The 23,245-nt window shown below is 70.9% G+C and carries 24 protein-coding genes; 11 read left to right on the top strand and 13 right to left on the bottom strand.

Annotated elements, in window-relative coordinates:
- Nucleotides 1–2: 2 nt before the first annotated feature.
- Entirely contained in the window at nt 3–1,295 is a 1,293-nt protein-coding gene (locus tag AC4D2E_RS02285) for an ABC transporter substrate-binding protein (RefSeq protein WP_490909873.1), read from the bottom strand.
- A gap of 162 nt (nt 1,296–1,457) precedes the next feature.
- Between AC4D2E_RS02285 and AC4D2E_RS02280 the strand changes: the two genes are divergently transcribed.
- A complete protein-coding gene (locus AC4D2E_RS02280) occupies nt 1,458–2,465 on the top strand; it encodes an acetylxylan esterase (protein WP_490909874.1) in 1,008 nt (335 codons plus the stop codon).
- 82 nt (nt 2,466–2,547) lie between these two features.
- Here AC4D2E_RS02280 and AC4D2E_RS02275 read toward each other — a convergent pair whose 3' ends face one another.
- From AC4D2E_RS02275 to AC4D2E_RS02265, 3 genes are read right to left on the bottom strand one after another with little or no spacing between them, the layout of a single operon-like run.
- Nucleotides 2,548–3,708 (bottom strand): mannitol-1-phosphate 5-dehydrogenase, encoded by a 1,161-nt coding sequence (locus AC4D2E_RS02275; protein ID WP_490951537.1) that lies wholly within the window; start codon nt 3,706–3,708, stop codon nt 2,548–2,550.
- Entirely contained in the window at nt 3,705–5,693 is a 1,989-nt protein-coding gene (locus tag AC4D2E_RS02270) for a PTS mannitol transporter subunit IICBA (RefSeq protein ID WP_181033564.1), read from the bottom strand. Before AC4D2E_RS02270 ends, AC4D2E_RS02275 begins: the two co-directional genes overlap by 4 nt.
- 53 nt (nt 5,694–5,746) lie before the next feature.
- Complete coding sequence (locus AC4D2E_RS02265) at nt 5,747–6,475, bottom strand: TetR/AcrR family transcriptional regulator (protein WP_104166247.1); 729 nt, start codon at nt 6,473–6,475, stop codon at nt 5,747–5,749.
- Between the two features lie 117 nt (nt 6,476–6,592).
- Here AC4D2E_RS02265 and ptsP point away from each other — a divergent pair, with 117 nt between their 5' ends.
- On the top strand, nt 6,593–8,278 hold the full coding sequence (gene ptsP, locus AC4D2E_RS02260) for a phosphoenolpyruvate--protein phosphotransferase (protein WP_104166249.1): 1,686 nt from the start codon (nt 6,593–6,595) through the stop codon (nt 8,276–8,278).
- A 54-nt stretch (nt 8,279–8,332) separates the two neighbouring features.
- On the opposite strand, the gene AC4D2E_RS02255 is transcribed toward ptsP, so the two are convergent.
- Both AC4D2E_RS02255 and AC4D2E_RS02250 read right to left on the bottom strand, forming a co-directional pair.
- Nucleotides 8,333–9,238 (bottom strand): DUF6807 family protein, encoded by a 906-nt coding sequence (locus AC4D2E_RS02255; protein WP_490951536.1) that lies wholly within the window; start codon nt 9,236–9,238, stop codon nt 8,333–8,335.
- Nucleotides 9,235–10,407 (bottom strand): Gfo/Idh/MocA family protein, encoded by a 1,173-nt coding sequence (locus AC4D2E_RS02250; RefSeq protein ID WP_490951535.1) that lies wholly within the window; start codon nt 10,405–10,407, stop codon nt 9,235–9,237. Before AC4D2E_RS02250 ends, AC4D2E_RS02255 begins: the two co-directional genes overlap by 4 nt.
- A 173-nt stretch (nt 10,408–10,580) precedes the next feature.
- Here AC4D2E_RS02250 and AC4D2E_RS02245 point away from each other — a divergent pair, with 173 nt between their 5' ends.
- Nucleotides 10,581–11,633: a LacI family DNA-binding transcriptional regulator gene (locus AC4D2E_RS02245; RefSeq protein ID WP_490951534.1), complete on the top strand. Its 1,053-nt coding sequence runs from the start codon at nt 10,581–10,583 to the stop codon at nt 11,631–11,633.
- A 59-nt stretch (nt 11,634–11,692) separates the two neighbouring features.
- Here the strand turns inward: AC4D2E_RS02245 and AC4D2E_RS02240 are convergent, their stop codons facing one another.
- Entirely contained in the window at nt 11,693–11,917 is a 225-nt protein-coding gene (locus tag AC4D2E_RS02240; RefSeq protein WP_104166254.1) for a hypothetical protein, read from the bottom strand.
- Between the two features lie 212 nt (nt 11,918–12,129).
- Here AC4D2E_RS02240 and AC4D2E_RS02235 point away from each other — a divergent pair, with 212 nt between their 5' ends.
- From AC4D2E_RS02235 to AC4D2E_RS02210, 6 genes are all read left to right on the top strand, one after another.
- On the top strand, nt 12,130–12,426 hold the full coding sequence (locus AC4D2E_RS02235; RefSeq protein WP_490951533.1) for a hypothetical protein: 297 nt from the start codon (nt 12,130–12,132) through the stop codon (nt 12,424–12,426).
- A 112-nt stretch (nt 12,427–12,538) separates the two neighbouring features.
- Nucleotides 12,539–12,838, top strand: coding sequence for a hypothetical protein (locus AC4D2E_RS02230; RefSeq protein ID WP_490951532.1), 300 nt, complete (start codon nt 12,539–12,541; stop codon nt 12,836–12,838).
- Nucleotides 12,839–13,031: 193 nt separating this feature from the next.
- Nucleotides 13,032–14,219, top strand: a complete 1,188-nt coding sequence (locus tag AC4D2E_RS02225) for a Gfo/Idh/MocA family protein (RefSeq protein ID WP_104166260.1) — start codon at nt 13,032–13,034, stop codon at nt 14,217–14,219.
- Nucleotides 14,216–15,370: a DUF993 family protein gene (locus tag AC4D2E_RS02220; protein WP_490951531.1), complete on the top strand. Its 1,155-nt coding sequence runs from the start codon at nt 14,216–14,218 to the stop codon at nt 15,368–15,370. Before AC4D2E_RS02225 ends, AC4D2E_RS02220 begins: the two co-directional genes overlap by 4 nt.
- Nucleotides 15,367–16,248, top strand: a complete 882-nt coding sequence (locus tag AC4D2E_RS02215; RefSeq protein ID WP_490951530.1) for a sugar phosphate isomerase/epimerase family protein — start codon at nt 15,367–15,369, stop codon at nt 16,246–16,248. The genes AC4D2E_RS02220 and AC4D2E_RS02215 overlap by 4 nt, the downstream gene beginning before the upstream one ends.
- 9 nt (nt 16,249–16,257) lie before the next feature.
- Nucleotides 16,258–16,647: a nuclear transport factor 2 family protein gene (locus AC4D2E_RS02210; RefSeq protein ID WP_104166265.1), complete on the top strand. Its 390-nt coding sequence runs from the start codon at nt 16,258–16,260 to the stop codon at nt 16,645–16,647.
- A gap of 78 nt (nt 16,648–16,725) precedes the next feature.
- Here AC4D2E_RS02210 and AC4D2E_RS02205 read toward each other — a convergent pair whose 3' ends face one another.
- The 6 genes from AC4D2E_RS02205 to alr all read right to left on the bottom strand — a co-directional run bounded on the left by AC4D2E_RS02205 (nt 16,726) and on the right by alr (nt 21,435).
- A complete protein-coding gene (locus tag AC4D2E_RS02205) occupies nt 16,726–17,340 on the bottom strand; it encodes a GNAT family N-acetyltransferase (RefSeq protein WP_104166267.1) in 615 nt (204 codons plus the stop codon).
- 133 nt (nt 17,341–17,473) lie between these two features.
- Nucleotides 17,474–18,559 carry a tRNA (adenosine(37)-N6)-threonylcarbamoyltransferase complex transferase subunit TsaD gene (gene tsaD / locus AC4D2E_RS02200; protein ID WP_490951529.1) on the bottom strand — a complete coding sequence of 362 codons (1,086 nt, stop codon included), beginning with the start codon at nt 18,557–18,559 and terminating at the stop codon, nt 17,474–17,476.
- Entirely contained in the window at nt 18,556–19,047 is a 492-nt protein-coding gene (gene rimI / locus AC4D2E_RS02195; RefSeq protein ID WP_490909882.1) for a ribosomal protein S18-alanine N-acetyltransferase, read from the bottom strand. The genes tsaD and rimI overlap by 4 nt, the downstream gene beginning before the upstream one ends.
- Nucleotides 19,044–19,724 carry a tRNA (adenosine(37)-N6)-threonylcarbamoyltransferase complex dimerization subunit type 1 TsaB gene (gene tsaB, locus AC4D2E_RS02190; protein WP_490951528.1) on the bottom strand — a complete coding sequence of 227 codons (681 nt, stop codon included), beginning with the start codon at nt 19,722–19,724 and terminating at the stop codon, nt 19,044–19,046. Before tsaB ends, rimI begins: the two co-directional genes overlap by 4 nt.
- A gap of 9 nt (nt 19,725–19,733) precedes the next feature.
- A complete protein-coding gene (gene tsaE, locus AC4D2E_RS02185; protein ID WP_104166275.1) occupies nt 19,734–20,279 on the bottom strand; it encodes a tRNA (adenosine(37)-N6)-threonylcarbamoyltransferase complex ATPase subunit type 1 TsaE in 546 nt (181 codons plus the stop codon).
- Nucleotides 20,263–21,435 carry an alanine racemase gene (gene alr, locus AC4D2E_RS02180; RefSeq protein WP_490951527.1) on the bottom strand — a complete coding sequence of 391 codons (1,173 nt, stop codon included), beginning with the start codon at nt 21,433–21,435 and terminating at the stop codon, nt 20,263–20,265. Before alr ends, tsaE begins: the two co-directional genes overlap by 17 nt.
- A gap of 89 nt (nt 21,436–21,524) precedes the next feature.
- Here alr and AC4D2E_RS02175 point away from each other — a divergent pair, with 89 nt between their 5' ends.
- Together AC4D2E_RS02175 and AC4D2E_RS02170 are read left to right on the top strand one after the other, a co-directional pair.
- The gene (locus AC4D2E_RS02175) at nt 21,525–22,103 is read left to right on the top strand and encodes a GIY-YIG nuclease family protein (RefSeq protein ID WP_490951526.1); all 579 of its coding nucleotides are present in this window, start codon (nt 21,525–21,527) and stop codon (nt 22,101–22,103) included.
- A gap of 82 nt (nt 22,104–22,185) precedes the next feature.
- On the top strand, nt 22,186–23,244 hold the full coding sequence (locus AC4D2E_RS02170; RefSeq protein WP_490951525.1) for a phosphatase PAP2 family protein: 1,059 nt from the start codon (nt 22,186–22,188) through the stop codon (nt 23,242–23,244).
- The last annotated feature ends 1 nt before the right edge of the window (nt 23,245 follow it).

Genomic DNA, 23,245 nt, shown 5'->3' with positions numbered 1-23,245 from the left:
TGCTAGTTACCGAGCGTGACGGAGGCTTCGTCGAAGAACTGCTTCGCGGCGTCGTCGGGCGTCACAGTACCGAGGCCGATCGACTTGCCGAGGTCCCAGAAGGTCTGCTCGAGGGGTCCGAATCCGGCGACGGGCGCTGCCGGGGCGTCGCCCATGCGGTTCTCGATGGAGTCGAGGTAGTCCTTGACCGCCTTGTCCGGCCCTTCGAGGTTTGCGCCCTCGAGCTGCGTCTCGGAGGCGGGGATACCGAGCGTCGCGCCGAAGATCTCGCCGACCTCGGGGCTGTTGATGAGGAAGTCGACGAACGCGGCGGCGGCCTCGGGGTGCTCGGTCGAGGCGGATGCCGCCTGCATCAGGCCCACCTTCCGGTAGAGATCCTTCTCGTCGGGGTTGCTGGTGGGCGGGGCGACGATCGTGATCTCCTCCGCCCCGGAGTCACCGAGGTACCCGCCGAGGAAGTTGCTCCAGCTCATCTCGCTGGTGGTCAGGTTGCCGCCGAAGCCGGAGACCGGGTTGATCTCCTCGAGCTTGCTCTGCGGCACGGTGACGTCCTCACGGTTCTCCTGACCCTCCGTCCAGTGCTCGGCGAGCTCCTCCTGGGTGAAGCCGAGTTCGCCCTCGTCGGTGAAGAGCTGCCGGCCCTCCTGGCGCAGCTTGAGCTCCAGGTCCTGGATGCGCTGGGTGGTGTCGGTTCCGCCGTACACCGTGCCGCCGCCCGCCTCCGTCACGGATGCCATGTAGGCGTCGTACTCGTCCCAGCTCGTGCCGCCCTCGTAGGGCTCGATGCCGGCCTCGGCCAGCAGGGCCGGGTTCTGGAACACGGACCAGGCGCTGTAGCCGGTGGGGATGGCGAACGTGCCGTCGTCGAGCGTGCCGGTGGACAGCAGGCCCTCGTCGATGGCGTCGGTGGTGATGCCGTTCCCGAAGTAGTCCTCGAGGTTCAGCAGGAGTCCGTTGTCGCCGTACTGGCGGAGGTAGGTGTAGTCGAACTGCATGACGTCGGGGAGTCCACCACCCGCCGCTTCGGTCTGCCGCTTCTCCCAGTAGGAGGGGTAGTCGGTGAACGTGTCGTTGATCGTGATGTTCGGGAACTCCTCCTCGAACGCCGCGATCGCCGCGTCGTACCGGGCTGCACGATCGTCGTTGCCCCAGAACGTGTAGTTGAGCGTGATCTGCTCGTCGGCGTCGAGGGCTGCGGGCTCGCCCCCACCACCGCCGCAGCCGGCCAGGACCAGTCCGGAGGCGGTGAGCGCTGCGACGCCTGTCAGTGTGCGTCGGGAGAGTGTGCGGAACATCGTTGTCCTCCTGGGAAACTTCATTGTCAGCCATCGTGGGACGCCCTTGGGAAAGCGTTATCCCACAGCGTAGATTGAATCGTATCAATGGTCAACAGTGCAGGGCGGGCAGGCGTGTCCGCGCTCTATCCTCGCTCATCCGCCCGTGAAAGGATGCACCCCATGCCCCATTTCGACCGCCCCCTGTCCGAGCTGCGGAGCTATCTGCCCGAACGCGACGAACCCGCCGACTACGACGCCTTCTGGGACCGGACGCTGTCGGAACAGCGCAGGCATGTGGCGCCTCCCCTGTTCGAGGAGGTCCGGGCGGGCTACTCCCAGCTGGTCACCGAGGACGTCACGTTCGCCGGTTACGGCGGGGAGCCCATCAAGGCCTGGCTGCTGCGGCCACGGCACCTCGCCGGCCCGCTCCCGACGGTCGTCACCTATATCGGCTACGGCGGCGGGCGCGGGCTGCTCGGCGAGTGGACCGCGCTGCCGAGTGCCGGTTTCGCACACTTCGTCATGGACCTCCGGGGCCAGGGCTCCGGTCACCGCCCCGGGGACACGGCCGACGGCGCCTTCACGGGCCCCCATGCCGGCGGTTTCATGACACTCGGCATTGGCAGCCCGGAGACCTACTACTACCGGCGCCTGTTCGTCGACGCCGTCCACGCCGTGGAGGCCGCCCAGGCGCATCCCGCCGTCGACCCGGCCCGCGTGGTGGTCTCGGGCGGCAGCCAGGGGGGCGGGATCACCCTCGCTGTTGCCGCCCTCGCGCACCGGGTGAACGGCACCCCGCCCGTCGGGGCCATCGTCGACGTCCCGTTCCTCGCGCACATGCGGCATGCCACGGAGATCGTCGACACCGCGCCCTACGCCGAGATCGTGAGATACCTGGGCACGCGCCGGAACGACGTCGACGACGTCTTCCGGACCCTCAGCTACTTCGACGGCGTCAACTTCGCGGCACGCGGCACCGTCCCGGCGCTGTTCTCCGTCGGTCTGCTCGACGACGTGTGCCCGCCGTCGTGCGTCTTCGCGGCCCACAACCACTACGCGGGACCGAAGCGCATGAAGGTCTACCCCTACAACGGGCACGAGCAGGGCGGCGCCTTCCAGGACGTCGAGCATCTGGCGTTCGTGCGCGAACTGCTCGCCGTGGAGCAGGACGCCCTCGTACACCCCTGAGCCGCCCACCCCCAGGTGCCGCCGGCGGGAACGACGAAGGGAGCAGCCGAGGCTGCTCCCTTCCGATCCTGCGGTCGTTGTCCTACTGTCCCGCGCGCGCCACCGCGGCGTGGTCGGCGATCAGGTCGCGCACCGCTCCGAACAGGGGATGCTCCGCCTCGAGCCCCGTGACCGACGTCGTCGCCGTGTCCGGGTCCTGGGTGGCCAGGATCTCGGCCAGCGCCGCGACCTCGGGATCATCCGGTGCCGAGAACGACAGCGCGGCCCGCATCGCCTCCAGCAGCGCCGCGGGATGCGTGCCGCGCTCGGCCAGCTCGGCGGCCGGCCCCACGAAGCGTTCCCTGCGGCCCAGCTTCCGCAGTGGCGCCCTGCCGACACGACCCACGGTGTCGGGCAGGTGCTGGTTCGTGAAGCGCCGCAGGATCTTCTGCACGTAGGCCTCCTGCTCCGCGGGGTCGAACCCGTGCTTCGCGACCAGCAGCTGCTTCGTCTCGTCCAGCACTGCCCTCACCCTGGCTGCGACGGCGTCGTCGTCCATGGCGTCCGCGATCTTCTCCACCCCGGCCGCGGACCCGAAGTATGCCGCCGCCGCGTGGCCCGTGTTGACGGTGAACAGCTTCCGCTCGATGTACGGCTCGAGGTCGTCGACGTACGTGGCGCCGGGGATCTCCGGCGGATGGCCCCCGAACGGGGTGCGGTCGATGACCCACTCGAAGAACGTCTCGACCGTGACGTCGAGGCCCTGCCCGGCGGCCTGGTTCGGGACGATGCGGTCCACGGCGGTGTTGGCGAAGACCGCCCGCGTCGCGAGGTCCGGCGCCGCGCCGTCGTAGGCCTGCTCGATCTCGCCGCGCAGGATGTCCGTGGCATTGATGGCGTTCTCGCACGCCATGACCTGCAGCGGTGCCTGGCTCTCGCTGCGGCGGGCGATCGCCCGGGCGATGACCGGGGCGAGGAAACGCAGGACGTTCGGCCCTACGGCCGTGGTGACGATGTCCGCCGTCGCGATCTCCGCGATGACGTCCTCCTCCTGGGAGCGCGAGTTCAGCGCACGGTAGTTGTCCACCGTCTTCACTGCCGGGTCCTCGCCGACCTCGTGGACGTCGTAGCCGGGGGTCGAGGCCAGCTGGTCGATCAGGGCGTCCGCGACGTCGGCGAAGACCACCTCGTACCCGGCCTCGTGGAGCAGGAGCCCCACGAAGCCGCGGCCGATGTTGCCGGCACCGAAATGCACTGCCTTCACGAGGCGTTCACCTTTCCGAAGAGGGCGATGACCTCGTCCACCGACGCGGCCTCGTCGAGCCTGGCGACCTGCGCCTTGTCGGAGAAGACGCGGGCGATCGCGGACAGGATGGACAGGTGCTCGTTGTTGACGCCTGCGACGCCGACCACGAACTTCACCTGCTTGCCGTTCCAGTCGATGCCTTCGGGGTAGCGCACGATCGACACGGCCGAGCGCTTGATCAGGTCCTTCGCCGCGTTGGTGCCGTGCGGGATGGCGAGGAAGTTCCCCATGTAGGTGGGGACGGACCGCTCGCGCTCGTGCATGGCCTCGACGTAGGTGGAATCGACGGCCCCGCGGGCGACCAGCAGCCGTCCGGCCTCGTCGATGGCGTCCTCCTGCGTGGTGGCGGTGCCGTTCAGCACGATGCTCTCCTCCGCCAGGACGTCGGCGTCGGTCATGGCGTCGTCGTCGGATACGACCGCGGCGGAGGCGACCGCGGCGGGAGCGGGGTCCTTCGGGTCGACGCCGCCGTCGGCCGCCGCACCGGCCCGGACGAGGTCGACGATCTCGTCGTAGCGCGGACTGTTCATGAAGTTGTCGACGGCGACGTGCGTCGCGCTCTGCGTCAGGGGCTCCGCGCGGTCGGCGAGATCCTGGTGCGTGATGACGACGTCGTAGTCGTCCTTCAGGCTGGAGATGGCGAGGTTGGTGACCTTCACGTCCGGGAACCCGGCAGCCCGGATCTTGTTGCGGAGCACCGAGGCGCCCATCGCCGAGGACCCCATGCCCGCGTCGCAGGCGAACACGATGCTGCGGATGGGGCCGTCGGGGGCCGAGTCCGACCGGAAGTTCCCGGCCACGGAGCTCTTCTTGCCCTTGAGCTCCTCCATCCGGGCAGCGGCGGCTGCGAGGTCCTCCTGCGGGCCCTTGCCGGTCTTCAGGATGACCGAAGCGACGAGGAAGGACACCGCCGTGGCCAGCACGACCGACAGCGTGACGCCGAAGTAGCTGTCCCGGGCCGTCTGCGCCAGGACCGCGATGATCGACCCGGGGGCCGCCGGGGCCACCAGACCGGCGCTCGTGATGCTCAGCGTCGCGATACCGGTCATGCCGCCGGCGATCGCGGCGAGGATCAGCAGCGGGCGCATCAGGACGTAGGGGAAGTAGATCTCGTGGATGCCCCCGAAGAACTGGATGATGGCGGCGCCAGGAGCGGAGGCCTTGGCGATGCCGCGACCGAAGAACGAGTACGCCAGCAGGATGCCGAGCCCCGGGCCGGGGTTCGCTTCGAGCAGGAACAGGATGGACTTCCCCTGTTCCAGCGACTGCTGGACACCGAGCGGGGTCAGCACGCCGTGGTTGATGGCGTTGTTGAGGAAGAGGACCTTCGCCGGTTCGATGAAGATGCTCGTCAGCGGCAGCAGGCCGTTGTCGACCAGCCACTGGACCACGTTGCCCGCCCCCGTGCTGAAGGCGATGACCAGCGGCGAGACCCCGTAGAAGCCGATGAGCGCCAGCACGGCACCCCAGATGCCTGCCGAGAAGTTGTTGACGAGCATCTCGAAGCCGGGCTTGATCCGGCCTTCCCAGATCGCGTCGATCCTCTTCATGGTCCATGCGCCGAGCGGGCCCATGATCATGGCACCGATGAACATGGGGATGCCGGCTCCCACGATCACGCCCATCGTCGCGATCGAGCCGACCACGCCGCCGCGGACGTCGTACACCATCCGGCCGCCGGTATAGGCGATCAGAAGGGGCAGCAGGTAGGTGATCATCGGCCCGACGAGCCCGACGTTGGCGACGCCGTCGGTCTCGCCGAAGCCGCCGAGCCGGGGAACGGGAAGCCAGCCGGCCTCGATGAACAGTGCCGTGACGATGCCCCACGCGATGAAGGCACCGATGTTGGGCATGATCATCCCGGACAGGAACGTCCCGAACTTCTGTACGCGGACCCGGGCACTCGTGCCGGACCTCGCTTCTAGTTGTGTTGCCACATTCATTCCTAACCGTAGGCCCCGCAACACTGCGGAGGGATGGCGTCGATCGGGAGGCGTCAACCGCCCGATCGGCTGGATATTCTCTGGAGCCATTCGAGGAAGAGCTTCAGTTCCGAACTGGAGAGCTGATCGGGGTGCGAGGACTGCAGTGCTGCATTGAGGGCGATCGCCGCGACGACCACCGACGGGGTCCCCTCGGTGTCGGTCACGGGATCGGACTCGGAATCCGTGGCCACCGCCGAGATGACGGCCTCACGCGTCATCGCCGAGAGTTCGAGGTTGCGCTTCGCCGCGGGCTCCGAGATCAGCATGAGGGTGACGCCGATGTTGGCGGCCAGCATGCTGCGCGCGGCTTCGTGCGGTGAGACCACCAGGCGGGCCGCCGCGGCCGCCCGCGCCAGGACCTCCTCGAGGAACGCCTCCGCGCTGGCGACCATGGAGGGCCGACGCTCGGGCCGGATGTTGCCGAACATCACCAGGTAGAGGTGCGGGTGGTCGAGGCCGAACCGCACGTGGTTGTCCCAGTGCATGCGGAGGTCCTCGATCGGCTGGCCCGACGTCGGGATGCTCCTCTCGGCCGCCAGGTACTCGGAGAAGCCCTCGGCGACCACGGCGTCGAAGAGCCCCTCCTTGTCACCGAAGTGGTGGTACAGGGTCGGAGCGGTCACCCGGGCGGCCTCGGTGATCTGGCGGGTGGAGACCGGCTCTCCGCCGGACTCCGCGAGCAGTGCCGCGGCTGCCCGCAGAAGCCTGACCTTCGGCGCCGGTTCGCCTCCTTTTTTCATGCCTGCTAGCGTAACACCTATAGCACCGTTATATGAACTGGGTCACACTCTACAATTGCCTTGCGCGACACAATGGTGTTAGACCGAGATCCACCGGCAAGGAAACGAGGACGTTCAATGGAGAATTTCGCAGGTGTCGGGGTCAGCCCCGGACGAGTGATCGGCCCGGTCCGGCACATGCCGCCGTCGGTCGGCGAACCCCCCGCCGGTGAACGTCACGACACCCCCGACGCTCCCGAACAGGCCGTCGCCGCCCTCAGGTCCGCGGCGAAGACCGTCCAGGAGGAGCTCAAGCGCAGGGCCGGCATCGCCAAGGGCGACGCCAAGGCCGTACTGCAGGCCACCTCGCTGATGGCGACGGACCCCCTGCTGCTGAAGTCCGCGACGAAGCTCATCAACAACGGCACCTCGCCGGCCCGGGCGGTCTGGGAGGCGGGCGCCTCCGTGGCCGAGATGCTGCACAACCTCGGCGGCTACATGGCCGAACGCACGGCGGACGTCCTCGATGTCCGCTCGCGGATCGTCGCGGAACTGCGCGGGCTCCCCGCACCGGGCATCCCGTCGTCGGACTCGCCCTTCATCCTGGTCGCCGAGGACCTGGCTCCGGCGGACACCGCCACCCTGGACCCCGCGGTGGTCCTCGCCCTCGTCACCTCCGGCGGCGGCCCGCAGTCCCACACCGCGATCATCGCGCGAGCCCTCGGACTGCCCGCCGTCGTGGCCGCCCACGGCGTGGACGACATCGACGAGGGCACCCTCGCCTTCGTCGACGGCGCCGCCGGGACGCTCACCCTCGAGCCCGGCGCCGCGGAGGAAGCGGCGGCCGAGGCCTACGCAGCCGCCGCGGCCGCGCTGGCCGTGTTCGATGGCGTGGGCGTGACCGCGGACGGGCACGAGGTACCGCTGCTGGCCAACGTCGGTGGGGCCGCCGACGCCGTCAAGGCCGCCGAGGCGAAGGCCCAGGGCGTGGGCCTGCTCCGGACGGAGTTCTGCTTCCTCGGACGCGACACCGAGCCGACGGCGGAGGAGCAGATCGAGGCGTACAAGGGCGTCTTCGACGCCTTCCCCGGCAGGAAGGTGGTGGTCCGCACACTGGACGCCGGCGCGGACAAGCCGCTGCCCTTCCTGACAGACACCTCCGAACCCAATCCCGCCCTCGGCGTCCGCGGCTACCGCACCGACCTCACGTCCCCGGGCGTCCTGGAACGGCAGCTCCGGGCCATCGCGGACGCCGCCGCGCAGGCGAGCGCGGACGTCTGGGTCATGGCACCGATGATCTCGACGGCGGAGGAGGCCGCGGACTTCGCGAAGCTGTGCAGCAATGCCGGGCTGCAGACACCGGGCGTCATGGTCGAGGTCCCCTCGGCGGCCGTCATGGCCGAGTCCATCCTCGGTGAGGTGTCCTTCGCGAGCCTCGGGACCAACGACCTCACGCAGTACACGATGGCCGCGGACCGGCAGCTCGGCTCCCTCGCCGCACTCAACAACTCCTGGCAGCCCGCCGTCCTGCGCATGGTGAAGCTGACCGTGGAGGGTTCGGCCGCCGAGGGGAGCGCGAAGCCGGTGGGGGTCTGCGGTGAGGCCGCGGCGGATCCCGCGCTCGCCGTCGTCCTGGTGGGACTGGGCATCTCGACGCTGTCCATGACTCCGCGGGCCCTCGCCGGGGTGGGCGCGGTGCTGAACAGCATCACGCTGGCCGACGCGCAGCGCATCGCCGGCATCGCAGTGGCCGCGCCGACCGCGGCCGAGGCCAAGGCACGGGCGCGCGCGGAGCTGCCGGTGCTCGAGTCCCTCGGCCTGTAGTCGTCCGGTCGGCTCCGGCCGGCACCTTCTCGCCGGAGTCCTGACAGCGCGATCTCAGGCGGGATGCCCGGGAGCAGCGGCCCTCGCGGCGCCGAGCGCCGCCCGGAACGCACCTTCCTGCACGGCGCCGTCCGCGACCAGCAGCGACCACTCCCAGCGGAGCACGGCGTCGCGGGCGAGGTGCATCTCCTCATGGAAGAAGGGGGCCGCGCACAGCATCGGGGTCCCGCTGCTGCGGACGAACCAGGGAGACGGGCCTCCCGGATTGTCCGCCAACGGGATCATGAGGACGGACGCACCGGCGGACTGCAGTCCGAGCCAGGCGTGCGCTGTCCCCATGGCGTCGCCCTCCCCGACGGCACCGGCGCCACCGGCGGAGGGTGCGATGATGCTGCTTCCGTCGAAGGACGGTGCGAGGCGCAGGAAGAACCCGCCGTACCCGGCGTTCGGGCGGCCTGCCGTCGTCGGGCTGCCGAAGGCCAGCGGACCGCCGCTGACGTTCGCCCAGGTGCTCCGCACGGTGGTCCGGGACCATCCGACGTCGCCCGCCCGCAGGGTGTCCGCGCTCCAGGCCCGCTTCTCCTCGAGGAATTCGCTGCCGTCCGCAGCGCACCAGCCGACCCGCTGCACCACCACGTGGCCCGCGTGCCGGCGGCTGCGCACGCGCTGCGAGCCGTTGTTCGGGAGCTGGACGTAGCCCCGCGCGCCGCTGTATGTCGGGCCTCCCCACAGGTTCACAGGGTCCTCCTGGCCGGGGACGTCGATGGCCGATACCGCGATGCCGAGCCCCCAGTGCCACGGATGATCGGCCGGCGCGTAGTCGCTGACGGGCTGTCCGCCCGGGGTCAGGACCGGGTGGAGGAAGGGCCGCGGCGCGTGCATGGCCGGCTCGTCGCGGCCCTCGCGCAGGACGCCGGCCACCCGACCCTCGCGCGTGGAGAGGGCGTCCCCCGCGCTCATGCCGCGGGGGCTCCGGCGGACGCCCCGGGGCGCCCGTCGATGACCGGCGCCGTCAGGGATCCCCGCAGGGACGGATCCGCGAGATCCTCCCGGGAGACCCAGCGGTCCTCCCGGGCCGACACGTACATGCCGGTGACGATCTCGAGCGCGCGGGCAGGATGGCCGACGACGCCGGGCATGCCCCGACCCGCGATGAGCGAAGGATAGATCTCCCCGAACAGGGCGTCGTGGCCGCTCGGGATCTCCCGATCCGGCAGGCTCCACGACGCCGAGGTCTCCTCGTCGACGCCCGGCGCAGGCGTGATCCTCCAGTGGGCATGCCCGTGGCCGTAGAGGTGCTCCAGCTCGATCGTCGCCCGCTCCGTGTCGATGCGGAGCAGGCTCGACTGCCGTGGGGCGAGGACCGTCGAGACCACCGAGGCCACCGCGCCCGAGGCGAAGACCAGGGACGCATGGGAGAGGTCCTCGGTCTCGACGTCGTGCTGCTGCCGCCACAGCGTGGCGCGCACCGCGGACCATTCGCCGAGCAGGTATGCGAGCAGATCGACCTGGTGGCTCCCGTGGCTGAGCGTGGTGCCGCCGCCCTCGGTGGCCCACGTGCCGCGCCACGGCACGGCGAAGTACTCGGCCGTCCGGTACCAGTGCGTCTGGCACAGTGCTGACAGCGGGCGGCCGAGAGCGCCCGAATCGAGCAGTCCCTTCACATGGGCGGCCGCGGTGCCGGAGCGTTGCTGGAAGACGACGGCGAGGCCGCGTCCCGCGGTGCCCGCCGCCCGGGTCATCGTGTCGAGCTCGGCGAGGCTCAGGGCGGCGGGCTTCTCGACGACGACGTGCGCTCCCGCGACGAAGGCCCCGGTCGCCTGCCCGGCGTGCCCGCCGGGTGGGGTGCAGATATGGAGGACGTCGACCGGCTGGGCGGCGAGCATCTCCTCGAGCGAGGAGAAGCGGAACGGGACCCCGTGGGCCTCCGCGAAGGCGGCGAGGTGCACGGCGGACGGATCCGCAGCCGCGACGAGCGCCACCCCGGGCAGGTCCCGCAGGGCCGTGGCGTGGAGCTCCGCCACTCCCCCGGTCCCGAGGATCGCTGCGCGGAGCAGGGGGGCGGTGCCGTCGGCAGGGGCAGCGCGTCGCTCGGCGGAGGGGTTGTCCGCGGGATTCGTCAGGGGCACGGTTCCTCCAGGGTGGACAGGGATCACGGTTCGGGAAACCCTAGCAGAGAAAGCGCTTACCGATCAGGCGCAGCAGGGCTCGGCGTCACCCCCGGCCGTGCAACAATGGCCCTTTCCGTGGAACGCGCTGGGCGGTGGCCGCAGCGGCCGCCCGTACCTCAGGAGTGGAAGCAATGTCGGCACCGGCCAGCAAGAGTCCCGCGACGCTGCATGACGTGGCCAGGGAAGCGGGCGTCTCGCTCGCCACGGCGTCGCGATCGTTGAACGGAAGCACCCGCAAGGTCAACGAGGCCTACCGGCAGCGAGTCGTCGAGGCCGCCCAGCGACTCGGCTACACCACGAACCTCTTCGCGCAGGCGGTGGCCAAGGGAAGCACCACCACGGTGGCGTTGCTCGTGGCGGACATCGCGGACCCCTACTTCTCCAGCATCGCGGCCGGAGTCATCGATGCCGCGAGCGAGGAGGGACTCGTCGTGACGATCGCGGTCACCGGACGCAATGCCCAGCGGGAGCTGGACACCGTGCGGGCGCTGCGCGGACAGCGCCCCCGCGTCATGATCCTCGCGGGCTCCAGGACCACTGGCTCCGCGTTCGAGGATCAGTTGCGCGGCGAGCTCACCTCCTTCGAGGACACCGGCGGGAAGGTGGCCTTCATCAGTCAGGACGCGGCCCCCTTCGCCACGGTTCTCCTCGACAACCGGGGCGGGGCACGTGACCTCGCCGTCGCACTCGCCTCACTCGGCTACCGGGACGTCGCGGTCATCACCGGGCCGCCCGAGATCAGGACGGCCGAGGAGCGTCTCGAAGGGTTCGCGGCGGGGCTGGCGGAGTGCGGTATCCCCCTGCCGCCGGATCGCATCATCCACGCCGACTTCACGCGCGACGGCGGCTACCGCGGCACCCAGGAGCTCCTGGCGTCGGGCGCTTCGGTCGACCTCGTGTTCGCCGTCAACGACGTCATGGCGGTGGGCGTCGTATCGGCGCTCCGGGAGGCCGGGATCGTGCCCGGCCAGGGGATCGGCGTGGCAGGCTACGACGACATCCCGACCGTGCGGGACATCACGCCCGCCCTGACCACGGTCCGCATCCCCCTCGAGGACGTGGGCCGGCGCGCCCTCCAGCTCGCGACAGGTTCCGTGCACGACGCCGGAGCAGCGCCCGCACCCGGGGAGCCCGCGCCCATCAGGACGGAGACGATCATCCGGGGGAGCACGCCCCGCCGGTGATTCCGTGCCGGTGATTCCGTGCCGGTGGCCCTGCGCAGGTCCCCGCACCGGCAGGTCCCTCAGGAGGGCAGGACGGACCCGGGGCCGGCGTCGCGTGCTGCAAGCCTCGCGACGTCGTCCACGGGAAGCTCCGCGACCTCGGCCACGGTCGCGATGTCCTCCCCGTGGCTGATCGCATCGGACACCGCTTCCTTCAGGGTCAGCTCGGCGCGGTCGAGCTCGAACTGGACGTCCTCCCTATCGGCGGCAGCGACACGGATCCTCAGCAGATGGTCCTTCGTCATGGCAGGTGCATACCTCATATCGTGGTCGGGCGGCGTGACGCCGGCGTCCCACGCCGCGCAGGTCCTGCGCGCAGGTGCGGTGATGGTGCCATTGTCGCGATCATCCTAACCATTCACGGCACGGCGTGGAATGGACCGCCGGACCTCCGATGGATTGTGTCCGTCGCCGGTTCCCGGCCCATGCTGTCGGACCCGCGGCGTACCCTCGTCGCATGGCGGAAAGACCGGGATGGCATGGCATTCCACCCAGCGCGGACCGGTACGTCGCCCCGCTCCAGCTCGAGGCGCCGACCGGTGACATCACCGAGCCGGCCCGCTCCCCCGCTCTGTGGGTGGAGCTGGACTATCCCGACGGGACCCGGCGCACCATGAAGGGATTCGCGATGGCGTGGACGGCCACCACCGTCCGTGCGCAGTGGATCGAGCACTCCCGTGCACGCGAGGCCTGGGTGGACGCCGCGCGCTGCCGACGCCGGACCCTGACGCCGCGTCCGACGCACCCGGCCTGACCAGACCCTGCGTCGAGCCCCTGCCCCTCCCCCTGCCTGCTCGGGCAGCATCCTCGTAGAGTGGAGGGATGAACCGGGCCGCACCGCACTCCACCCCGCCGGGCAGGCATGCGTGACCAGGGCTGCCGGGTGGCACGGACTCCCGCCCACGACGCACCAGTTCGTCCCTCCACTTCAGGTGGAGCCGCCCACCGAGGGCATCACGGAGTCCGTCTCCCCCTCACCTGCGCTCTGGGTGGACCTCGAGTATCCGAACGGCGCACGGCAGACCGTCCGCGGATTCGCCATGGCATGGACCAGCTCGGCGGTCCTCGCGCAGTGGGTGGAATTCTCCATCGCCCGTAGTGCATGGGTGCGTCCGGACCAGTGCACGCGGCGGTCGATCCCTGGCCGCTCGGGCGCCCCGGGCTGACCCGTCCGGCGGGTGTTCCTGCTTCCTCCGTAACGCCCGAGCGGAATGCCGCACGCCGAGCTCGAGGGTCCCGGGCGTCATCGGGGTGGGCGTCCTGACCCACGCGGCCCCTCATTGCCCCTCCCTCCTTCTTCCTCTACACTCGCGGTAAGCGTTTTCCCATATGGCGGTGCCGCCGCACGAAGGAGCAGGAATGTCAACGAGGACAATCGGGATCATCATGAACGGCGCCTCAGGGCGCATGGGCTATCGGCAGCACCTGGTCCGCTCGATCCTCGCGATCCGCGACCAGGGGGGCGTGCTCCTCTCCGACGGAACCCGTGTCCAGGTCGAGCCGATGCTCGTGGGCAGGAACGAGGCGAAACTCGCCGAGCTCGCCGCCCGGCACGGCATCGAGCACTTCTCGACCGACCTCGACAGCGTCCTGGCCGACCCCACCTGGGAGATCTACGCCGACTTCCTCGTGACGAAGGCTCGGTCGGCGGCCATCCGCAAGGCCATCGCCGCCGGCAAGGCCGTCTACACCGAGAAGCCCACCGCCGAGACGGCGGCCGACGCCCTCGAACTCGCCGACCTGGCGGAGGCGGCCGGGATCAAGAACGGCGTCGTCCACGACAAGCTGTACCTGCCGGGCATGCAGAAGCTGAAGCGCCTCATCGACTCCGGCTTCTTCGGCCGGATCCTCTCGGTGCGCGGGGAGTTCGGGTACTGGGTCTTCGAAGGCGGCTGGCAGGACGCCCAGCGTCCCAGCTGGAACTACCGGGCGGAGGACGGCGGCGGGATCGTCGTCGACATGTTCCCGCACTGGAGCTATGTGCTGGAGAACCTGTTCGGCAGGGTCGAATCCGTGTACGCGCGGGCCGTCACCCACATCGACGACCGCGTCGACGAGCAGGGCCACCGTTACCGCGCGAGCGCCGACGACGCCGCGTACGCCGTCTTCGAGCTGGAGGGCGGCATCGTCGCGCAGCTCAACTCGAGCTGGACGGTCCGCGTCGACCGGGACGAACTCGTGCAGTTCCAGGTGGACGGCACCCACGGCTCCGCCGTCGTCGGGCTGTTCGGCTGCAAGATCCAGCCACGCAACGCCACGCCCAAACCCGTCTGGAACCCCGATCTCGAGGACACCCACGACTACGACGCCGACTGGATCGAGGTGCCCACCAACGAGGTGTTCGAGAACGGATTCAAGACGCAGTGGGAGGACTTCCTCCGGCACGTCCTGGAGGACGCCCCCCACCCCTACGATTTCCTGGCCGGCGCCCGCGGCATGTACCTCGCCGAGCAGGGACTCGAGAGTTCGCGCTCGGGGCGCCGCCTCGACCTGCAGGACGTCCGCAGCACCGCCGCACCTCGCCAGGCAGCGGTTCCGCTGGCATGATCACCCTCGTCGATGCGGCCGGACGCACCTCCGCCGTCGAACTGGATCCTGCGCCGGTGTTCGTCAGGCCGGCCGGTCCCCTCACGAGCAGGACCGTCTATGCCGCCGCGCACGTGGTCCCGAGGACCACGGCCGAGAACGTGCCCGGCGCGCCGGCGGACCTCGATTGGGACGCGACGCTCGCCTTCCGCCACCACCTGTGGTCGTGGGGGCTCGGGGTCGCGGACGCCATGGATACGGCCCAGCGGAACATGGGGCTCGACGCCGCCGCGACCCGCGAGCTGATCTCCCGCAGCGCGGCGGAGGCACGAACGGTGGGCGGCGGCCTGGTGGTCGGCGTCACCACGGACCATGTCGACGACGCCGTGATCCCCCTCGGCGCGGTCGTCGACGCCTACAAGGAGCAACTCCACTTCGCCGAGGACGCAGGTGCCTCGGTGGTCCTCATGGCCAGCCGCCATCTCGCGCGGGCGGCGGGATCCGCCGAGGACTACGAGCGAGCGTACGCAGAGGTCCTGGCCGCGGCCGGCGCCCCGGTGATCCTGCACTGGCTCGGCAGCGCCTTCGATCCGGAACTCGGGAGCTACTTCGGCTCCTCGGACACCGGGTCGGCGTCGTCGACCCTGCTCAAGATCATCGCCAACGCTCCGGACAAGGTGGCGGGAGTGAAGATGAGCCTGCTCGACGCGGATGCGGAACGGGCCGTACGCGCACAGCTTCCGGCCCCTGTCCGCATGTTCACCGGGGACGACTTCAACTACGTGTCCCTCATCGGCGGGGACTCCTCGGGTCACTCGGATGCCCTGCTCGGAGCGTTCGCCGCCCTCGGGCCGCACGCCTCGGCGGCGGTCCAGGCCCTCGACGCCGGCGCCCACGACGCCTATGCGCGGATCCTCGGTCCCACGGAGGCCCTGTCCCGGCAGGTCTTCGCGTCCCCCACGTACTACTACAAGGCGGGCGTGGCCTTCCTCAGTTGGCTCAACGGCCACCAGCCCGGCGTCGGCATGGTGGGCGGGCTGCACGCCGCCCGCAGCCTGCCACACCTGTCGGAGATCGTGCGCCTCGCCAACGCGTGCGGCGCCCTGGAGCAGCCTGAGCTCGCCCGGGAGCGCTGGCATGCGATGCTGCGGGTGAGCGGGGTGTCGGCATGACGACGCCGCACGCCCGCCTGTCCGTCAACCAGGCCACCCTGAAGTACGCCTCCCTCCCCGAGGCGCTGGAGGTCACGGCCGCCGCCGGCATCACGAGCATCGGCCTGTGGCGCGACTCGGTGCAGGCCCAGTCCCTGCCCGAGGCGGCCCGGCTGCTCGCACTGTCGGGGCTGCGGTTCTCGAGCCTCTGCCGCGGGGGCTTCTTCACCGTCCCGGAAGGGGCTGCCCGCCGGGCGGCCATGGACGACAACCGGAGGGCCATCGAGGAGGCCGCGACCCTCGCGGCCGCCGGTGCGGCAGGCTCCGTCCCGGTGCTCGTGATGGTGGCCGGCGGCCTTCCACAGGGTTCGAACGATCTCGCGGGGGCCCGGGCCCGAGTGGAGGACGCCCTGGCCGAGCTGGCGCCCGAGGCCCTCGCCGCAGGGGTGACCCTCGCCCTCGAACCCCTCCATCCGATGTACGCCTCCGACCGCGCCGTCATCTCGACGCTGAAGCAGGCACTGGACCTCGCCTCCCCCTTCCCGCCCGCCGCCGTCGGCGTCGTCATCGACACATTCCACGTGTGGTGGGATCCGGACCTCCCGGCGCAGATCGTCCGGGCCGGCGCGGAAGGGCGGATCGCGAGCTACCAGGTGTGCGACTGGAGGACGCCGCTGGCCGCGGATGTCCTCCTCTCGCGCCACTACCCCGGAGCCGGGGTGATCGACTTCGAAGCCATCACCGGCGCGGTCCAGACAGCCGGCTATGCGGGCGACGTCGAAGTGGAGATCTTCAACCAGGACATCTGGGACACCGCGCCGGCCGAGGTCCTGGCGCGGACGATCGGGAGCTTCGACGAGAGCGTCGGCGCGCACCTGCGGACGGGCATCCACCGGTAGCATCGGCCCATGGAATCTACCGAGGTCGTCCGGCGGTACTGGTCGTCGGTGTGGAGCAGGGACTGGACCGCGGTCGGGCAGACCCTCGCCCGGGACGTGACGGTGTTCTGGCCCGTCACACGGGAGGTCATCCGCGGCAGGGACAACGTGGTGGCCGTGAACTCGGAGCGACCGAACGGGTGGAGCATCGACGTGCTCGAGGTCTACGACGCCGGCGAGGCGGTGGTGTCCGAGGTGCAGGTGCCGCAGGAGGACGTCGGGATCTTCCGCGTCGTGTCGATCTGGACGGTGTCCGACGGCGTGATCACCTCGGGCCGGGAGTACTGGACCCTGTACGGCGGCGAGGACGGCCCCGACTGGCGCCGGAAATACGCCGCCATCGGGGATCTCCCCTCCTGAGCGCCACGTACGGCACGCGCGAGGGACACGGCAGCCGCATCATGACCGACCGTCCACGCCGCGCGCGGTACTCCTGACCTAGCTCGCGATGAGGCTCCGGTACTGGGGGTTGTCCGCCAGGAACGCCTGGACCTGGTCGCAGTACGGCAGGGCAGCCAGGCGACGCTTGTGCGCATCGAGCAGGACCTTCTGGATGAGAACGCCCTCCAGCCCGGCCCCCTCGAAGGCCGCGGCGACCACGGTGCGGTGCAGCCGCAGGGTGCCCGCCCGCAGGGAATAGGTGAGATAGCCCGCGAGCATCCCGTCCTGGAAGAGCTCGAAGCGATGATTCATCGGGTTGTCGCGGAAGGCGCCGGGACGCTCCGCCACGCCCGAGCCCTCACGTGCCTCGGCGGCGCGCCGGTCCAGCTCATCGGCGAGGCGGTCGTAGTCCTCCTGTGCGCCGTACGGCGGGAAATCGGCGTCGAGCACCTTGTACATCTGGTTGACCAGGCGGCGGAGCTGGCGCGTGGTGGTACCGGTGAAATCGTGGGGCAGGATCAGCGGTTCGACCGGAGGTTGCGCCGCTCCGAGACGGCCGGTGGCCATTCCGGGCCACGCGTCATAGGCGGTGTCGTGATCGGTGGGGAGTGCGGGAGCTGCATCGTCATCGAGGCGAGCGGTGGTGGAAGAAGTCCGGGCTACGGGTGTCATGGCATTGACCTTCAGGTCAGAAAGGAGCAGGCCGTTTTCTTGACCTTCCCCTAACCTAGCCGCCGGCTAGGACGATGTAAAGCTAGTTTATCTAGTAATAAGCATGCTCACCATCACGGGTCCGGTCGGACGGCTAGGCCTCGGCGAGCATGACGCTCGTCACGGGGAGGGACGGATCGGTCCCGAACGCGATGCCGCTCGGGCTACCCCCGTCCAGCACGATCTGCGCTCCGAGAGCGGCCACCATGGCGCCGTTGTCCGTGCAGAGCGAGGGCGCGGGAATCGTCAGGGTGATGCCGGCGGCAGCGCACCTCTCGCCGGTCAGCTCGCGGAGCCGCCGGTTGGCGGCCACTCCCCCACCCAGCAGCAGGTTGGTGATCCCGTGCTCGCGGCAGGCGAGGACGGCCTTCGCCGTGATGATGTCCACGACGGCCTCCTGGAAGGACGCCGCGATGTCCGCCACCGGCACCTCCAGCCCTGCCGCCTCGTACTGCTCCACCGAGCGGGCGACGGCGGTCTTGAGACCGCTGAAGGACCAGTCGTAGCGGTGCGGGCCGGGCTCCTCCGCGCTGCCCATGTACTTGGGCTGCGACAGGCCGCGCGGGAAGCGGATGGCCTTCGGATCGCCCTGCCGTGCCAGCCGGTCGATGGCCGGACCGCCGGGATAGCCGAGGCCCAGGATCCGGGCCGTCTTGTCGTAGGCCTCGCCCGCGGCGTCGTCGATCGTGGATCCGAGCAGTTCGACGTCGTTCGCGATGTTGACCACGCGGAGGATCTCGGTGTGCCCCCCGGAGACGAGCAGTGCGCCGAGGTTCGGCGGCAGGCCGTCGCGGAACGTACCGCCCACCATGCCGACGCCGACGTGCGCCACGAGGTGGTTGATCGCGTAGAGCGGCTTGCCGGTGGCGACGGAGAGCGCCTTCGCCGCGGAGACGCCGACCATGAGGGCGCCGGAGAGCCCGGGACCGGCGGTGACGGCGATCGCATCGAGCTCGTCGAGCGTGACGCCGGCGTCGTCGAGCGCGGCCCGGAGGGTCGGGACGAAGGCCTCCAGGTGCGCCCGCGAGGCGATCTCGGGGATGACGCCGCCGAAGCGGACGTGCTCGTCCATCGAGGAGGACACGGTGTTGGTCAGCAGCTCGGTCCCGCGGACGATCCCGATGCCGGTCTCGTCGCAGGAGGATTCGATGCCGAGGACCAGGGGTCGGTCGGTGGTCACGGTGTTCCTCCCCCGTCCGTGGTGTGGTGGTCCGCGGTGCCGTCCGCCAGGACGAGCCGCATCACCCAGGCATCCACCCCGTCCCGGTAGTACTTCCTCCGGGTGTGGATCTTCCGGAACCCGAACCGGACGTACAGGGCCTGGGCGCGGGGGTTGTCGGCGCGGACCTCCAGCATGACGTTGTCGGCGCCGCGCCGGCGGGCCTCCTCGAGCAGCTCGGTGAGCAGGGCCCGTCCGATGCCCCGGCCCTCGAAGCGCGGGAGGACGCCGATGGTCTGGATGTCCGCCGTCGTGTCGATCACCATGAGGCCTGCGTACCCGACGGCCTCGCCGTCCACCTCGGCCACGAGGTAGCGCCGGGTGTCCGGCTGGAAGAACTCCGTGTAGAACATCTCGAGCGGCCAGGCGTCGATGGGGAACAGTTCGTTCTCGAGCCGGCCGATCGTCTCGATGTCCTCGAAGGCGAGGTCCCGCAGGAGGAAGCTCACGCCGTCGCCCGCTTCCTCGGCCCGGGCACCTGCGCGTCCGATTCCCGCAGGTAGAGCGGCGAGGTGTCCCGCAGGGGCGCGCCGGCGAGCAGTCGCAGGCGGGCCACGCGGGCGAGGGACGCGGCGTGCGGGTCCGACGCCGCGAAGGACGGCACGCCGTCGACGTCGTCCGGGTACAGGCTCGCGGCCCGGCCGACGAGCGGCTGTCCGCCGGGGAGCGCGGACGCGGAGCCCACGTGCGGGCCGTCGAGGAGTTCGGGCAGAGCCCCGGGCTGCGACGGCGCCCGGTACGCCGCCCAGTACACCTCACCGCGGCGCGCATCCGTCCCCGCGAGGAACGCGCTGCCGGCCGGCACCGCGCCACCCGCTGCGGCGTCGAAGGCCAGGGCGTCGAGGCTCATGACGCCGTACAGGGGCACGCCCCACACGAAGCCGAGCGTCCGGGCGGTGACGAGACCGGCGCGCAGGCCGGTGAACGGGCCCGGGCCGACGCCGGCGACGACGGCGTCGAGCTCGGTCCCCGCCACCCCGGCGTCGGACAGGATCCGGTGCACCGCGGGTGCGAGGACCTCCGCGTGCGAGCGCGTGTCGGCACTGGCGAACCGGCCGACGACGGCGTCGTCGTGCAGGAGCGCCACGGTGGCCGCGGCGGAGGTGTCGAGGGCGAGGAGAAGCACCCGACAAGCCTAGTCGAGCGGCAGCGCCGGCACCCCTCCGCGCCAGCGTGGGCCGGCGCCGGAGAGCGTGACGGTGCGCACCTCGTCCTCGCCGTCGTCGTCGAAATCCGTGACGAGGCCGCGCGGCCCACCCGGACCGGTGCCGCCCAGCGGCCGCGTGATGTCCACCCGGAGCCAGCTGTCGGCCAGGTGCTCCACGCGCCCGGCACCCCACTCGATGACCGTGACGTTGGCATCGAGGGTGGCCTCGAGGTCGAGGTCGTCGACGGCCGACGCGCTCTCGAGGCGGTAGGCGTCCACGTGGACGAGGCCCGGGCGGCCGTCGCGGGAGCGGTGCTGGCGGACGAGCACGAAGGTGGGCGAGATGATGCGGTCCTCGACGGCGAGGCCGCGCCCGAGCCCCTGGGTGAAGGTGGTCTTGCCCGCGCCCAGTTCTCCCGAGAGGACCAGCAGGTCCCCCGCCCGCAGGTGCCGTGCGAGGCCGGCGGCGAGCGCCTGGAGCGCGGCGGCCGAACCGACGTCGTACGACGCCGACCACTCAGGAGCCGGTGCCATCGCCGCCCTCCCGGGGTGCGTCGAGGTAGACCCGTTCCACCCGGTCGCTGATGCGGGTGACCACTTCGTAGTTGATCGTCTGCGCGGCGGCGGCCCAGTCCTCGACGGGCGGCGCGTCCCGGCCGCCGAACAGGACGGCGCGCTCACCCAGCGGGCTCGCCGGGGTGTCCACCAGACCGGTGGCGCCGAGGTCTATGACGAACTGGTCCATCGCGATCCGCCCGACCACGGGGTACACGCGCCCGCCCACCTGGACCGGCGCCCCGGTGGCGATGCGGGGGACCCCGTCCGCATAGCCGACGGGGATGAGACCCAGCGTGGTGGGCTTCCGGGTGCGGTACGCGTAGCCGTAGGAGACGCCCTGGCCCGCGGGCACCTCCTTGCAGTTCGCGACCGTGGTGCTGAACGTCATGACGGGCCGCAGCCCCAGGTCCTCGGATCCCTGGTCGGCGAAGGGCGAGAGCCCGTAGATCCCCAGGCCCACCCGCACCAGGTCGAAGTGGCAGTCGGGCCGGGAGAGGGTCGCGGGGGTGTTCGCGAGGTGCCGCACCTCGACGTCGATCCCGGCCTTCTCGGCGGCGGCGACGGCGTCGCGGAACGCCTGCACCTGCAGGTCGGTCTCCGGCCGGGCGGGCTCATCGGCGACGGCCAGGTGGGAGAAGACCCCGACGACGCGGATGAGGCCCTCCTCCTGGTGGGCGACGGCGCGGCCGAGCAGGGCCTCCCACTGCTCCGGCGGGCAGCCGTTGCGGCCCAGCCCGGTGTCGATCTTCAGGTGCACGATGGCGGGGCGCTCCAGCTCGCGCGCGGCGGCGACCACGTGCTCCAGCTCCCACCCGGAGATCCCCAGGTCCAGTCCGTGCTCCACGCCCGCGGTGAACTCGGTGCGCGACGTGTGCAGCCAGGCGAGGATGGGCGCCTCGATGCCGGCCTTCCTCAGGGCGACGCCCTCGCTGACGTGGGCCACGCCGAGCCACGCGGCTCCCGCCTCGAGCGCGGCACGTGCCACCGGGAGCGCCCCATGGCCGTAGGCGTCGGCCTTCACGACGGCCATCACACGCGCCGGGTGCGCCACGTCGCGGAGGTGCCGGATGTTGTGCCGCAGCGCATCGAGGTCGATCTCGGCGGCGCGTTCGGGGAAAGTCACCCGGCCCATTCTGCCAGTTCGGCCCGCCCGTCCGCCGTCCGGTGGGTGCACGGGCCGTGGGGTTGCGCCCGGCCACACCGCGGGGAAGGATCGAAGACATGTTCGATCCGGAGCAGGACGGCCGCACCTGCGAGCTCCGCCGCGAGGACGGGCGGGCCTGCGGCGGGGCCGTGGGCGGCGCCCCCGTTCCGGTCTGTCGGGCCCACGCCGCGGTGATCGGCGAGTGGGTCGCCGACGAGTACGGCGTGACCGACGTCCTGCCCGGCGCGTGCCGGGCCTGCGGCTCGCGCCTCGGTGTCCGGTATCCCTCCGCCTGGGTGTGCGCCGCCTGCGAGTGGCGGGTCGGCGACGTCCTCGACGACGGCCTGCCGCCGCCGCGCGTGGACATCGTGTACTACCTCCGGTTCGAGAGCCGCATCAAGATCGGCACGACGGCGAATCCGCGGCAGCGGCTCGCCCGCCTGTGGCATGACGAGGTACTGGCGTTCGAGAAGGGGGACCGGCTGGTGGAGCACCGTCGCCACCAGGAGTTCGCCGCCTCACGCCTCGGCCGCTCGGAGTGGTTCGCGGCGTCGCAGGACCTCGAGGAGCACGTCCGCGACCTCGCCGCGGGGGTCGAGGACCCGTGGGCGCTGTACGCCCGCTGGCTGGGCGAGGCGGCGGCGTTACGGGGCTGAACGAGCCCGCCCTGAGAAGCAAACACCGGATGAACGGGGTGCCGGGTGGATGAAGGGCACCTTAATGAATTAGAACTGTTCGATGAAGTCCGCGCCCTTGATGACGGGGCATGCCCCTTACAAACTCTTCCGCACAGCCTTCGCGGTGGCGGCTGCCTTCGCCGTGCTCACCGCCCTCGTGGCCGTGGTCTTCGGCCTGCCCCTGCGCGATCCCGACGGCTTCCTCGGCCCCAGCTACGTCCGGCTGCCCCTGCTCCTGGCGGCGCTGATCCTCGTCGACGTGATCACCTCCATGCTGCGCAGTCGGCGCGCCCGGGGGGACGTGCTGCGCGCGGCGGCCGTCGAACTCCGCAGGCGCTGGCCGGCACCGCGGCTGGTGGCGACCTCGGCGGGTCTACTGACCTTCTACCTGGCGTACGTCTCGTACCGCAACATGAAGAGCTTCCTGCCGTTCGTCCGCGACCGGGTGACGGATCCGCTCCTGCAGGCGAGCGACCGCTGGCTCGCCGCCGGCGACCACCCCGGCGACGTGCTCCAGCAGGTCCTCGGCACGGGAGCGAGCGCGCACGTCCTGTCCGCCGTCTACGTGTCCTACCTCGTCTTCGTGCCCGTCTCCGTGGCTGCGGCGCTCGTCTGGTCACGCCGGCTCTCGCACGGCGCCTGGTACGTCACCGCGCTGTCCTTCAACTGGATCCTCGGAGCGCTCAGCTACTACGCCCTGCCCTCCCTGGGCCCGATCTACGTCGAACCGAAGCACTTCGCGGACCTGCCGGACACCGCCGTCACCGCGCTGCAGGAGTCCCTCTACCGGAACCGGGTACGGGTCCTGGGTGACCCCCACGCGACCCAGTCGGTCCACGGCATCGCTGCCTTCGCCTCCCTGCACGTCTCCGTCGTCTTCACCGCCGCCGTCATGGCGCACCTGCTCAACCTGCCGCGCGTGATCAAGGCGGCGCTCTGGGTCTACATGCTGCTCACCGCCCTCGCCACCGTCTATTTCGGCTGGCACTACGTCGTCGACGTCGCCGCCGGCGCAATCCTCGGCGCCCTGGCCATCTGGCTCGCAGCACGCGCGACGCGGTCCGGGGAGGAGGCGCCGCCCCGGACGGCGCCGGTCCTGGCGACGGCGGGCAGCGTGTGAG

The organism is Arthrobacter sp. TJ-265 (genome assembly GCF_058269135.1).
The sequence above is the reverse complement of the archived record's forward strand: the minus strand, read 5'-3'. Positions and strand labels throughout refer to the sequence as shown.

Excerpts from the sequence above, each read along its gene's own strand:
- AC4D2E_RS02285 (WP_490909873.1), bottom strand. The coding sequence starts at position 1,295 with ATGTTCCGCACACTCTCCCGACGCACACTGACAGGCGTCGCAGCGCTC.
- AC4D2E_RS02280 (WP_490909874.1), top strand. The coding sequence starts at position 1,458 with ATGCCCCATTTCGACCGCCCCCTGTCCGAGCTGCGGAGCTATCTGCCC.
- AC4D2E_RS02270 (WP_181033564.1), bottom strand. The coding sequence starts at position 5,693 with ATGAATGTGGCAACACAACTAGAAGCGAGGTCCGGCACGAGTGCCCGG.
- AC4D2E_RS02265 (WP_104166247.1), bottom strand. The coding sequence starts at position 6,475 with ATGAAAAAAGGAGGCGAACCGGCGCCGAAGGTCAGGCTTCTGCGGGCA.
- ptsP (WP_104166249.1), top strand. The coding sequence starts at position 6,593 with ATGGAGAATTTCGCAGGTGTCGGGGTCAGCCCCGGACGAGTGATCGGC.
- AC4D2E_RS02255 (WP_490951536.1), bottom strand. The coding sequence starts at position 9,238 with ATGAGCGCGGGGGACGCCCTCTCCACGCGCGAGGGTCGGGTGGCCGGC.
- AC4D2E_RS02245 (WP_490951534.1), top strand. The coding sequence starts at position 10,581 with ATGTCGGCACCGGCCAGCAAGAGTCCCGCGACGCTGCATGACGTGGCC.
- AC4D2E_RS02240 (WP_104166254.1), bottom strand. The coding sequence starts at position 11,917 with ATGACGAAGGACCATCTGCTGAGGATCCGTGTCGCTGCCGCCGATAGG.
- AC4D2E_RS02235 (WP_490951533.1), top strand. The coding sequence starts at position 12,130 with ATGGCGGAAAGACCGGGATGGCATGGCATTCCACCCAGCGCGGACCGG.
- AC4D2E_RS02225 (WP_104166260.1), top strand. The coding sequence starts at position 13,032 with ATGTCAACGAGGACAATCGGGATCATCATGAACGGCGCCTCAGGGCGC.
- AC4D2E_RS02220 (WP_490951531.1), top strand. The coding sequence starts at position 14,216 with ATGATCACCCTCGTCGATGCGGCCGGACGCACCTCCGCCGTCGAACTG.
- AC4D2E_RS02215 (WP_490951530.1), top strand. The coding sequence starts at position 15,367 with ATGACGACGCCGCACGCCCGCCTGTCCGTCAACCAGGCCACCCTGAAG.
- AC4D2E_RS02210 (WP_104166265.1), top strand. The coding sequence starts at position 16,258 with ATGGAATCTACCGAGGTCGTCCGGCGGTACTGGTCGTCGGTGTGGAGC.
- AC4D2E_RS02205 (WP_104166267.1), bottom strand. The coding sequence starts at position 17,340 with ATGACACCCGTAGCCCGGACTTCTTCCACCACCGCTCGCCTCGATGAC.
- tsaE (WP_104166275.1), bottom strand. The coding sequence starts at position 20,279 with ATGGCACCGGCTCCTGAGTGGTCGGCGTCGTACGACGTCGGTTCGGCC.
- alr (WP_490951527.1), bottom strand. The coding sequence starts at position 21,435 with ATGGGCCGGGTGACTTTCCCCGAACGCGCCGCCGAGATCGACCTCGAT.
- AC4D2E_RS02175 (WP_490951526.1), top strand. The coding sequence starts at position 21,525 with ATGTTCGATCCGGAGCAGGACGGCCGCACCTGCGAGCTCCGCCGCGAG.
- AC4D2E_RS02170 (WP_490951525.1), top strand. The coding sequence starts at position 22,186 with ATGAAGTCCGCGCCCTTGATGACGGGGCATGCCCCTTACAAACTCTTC.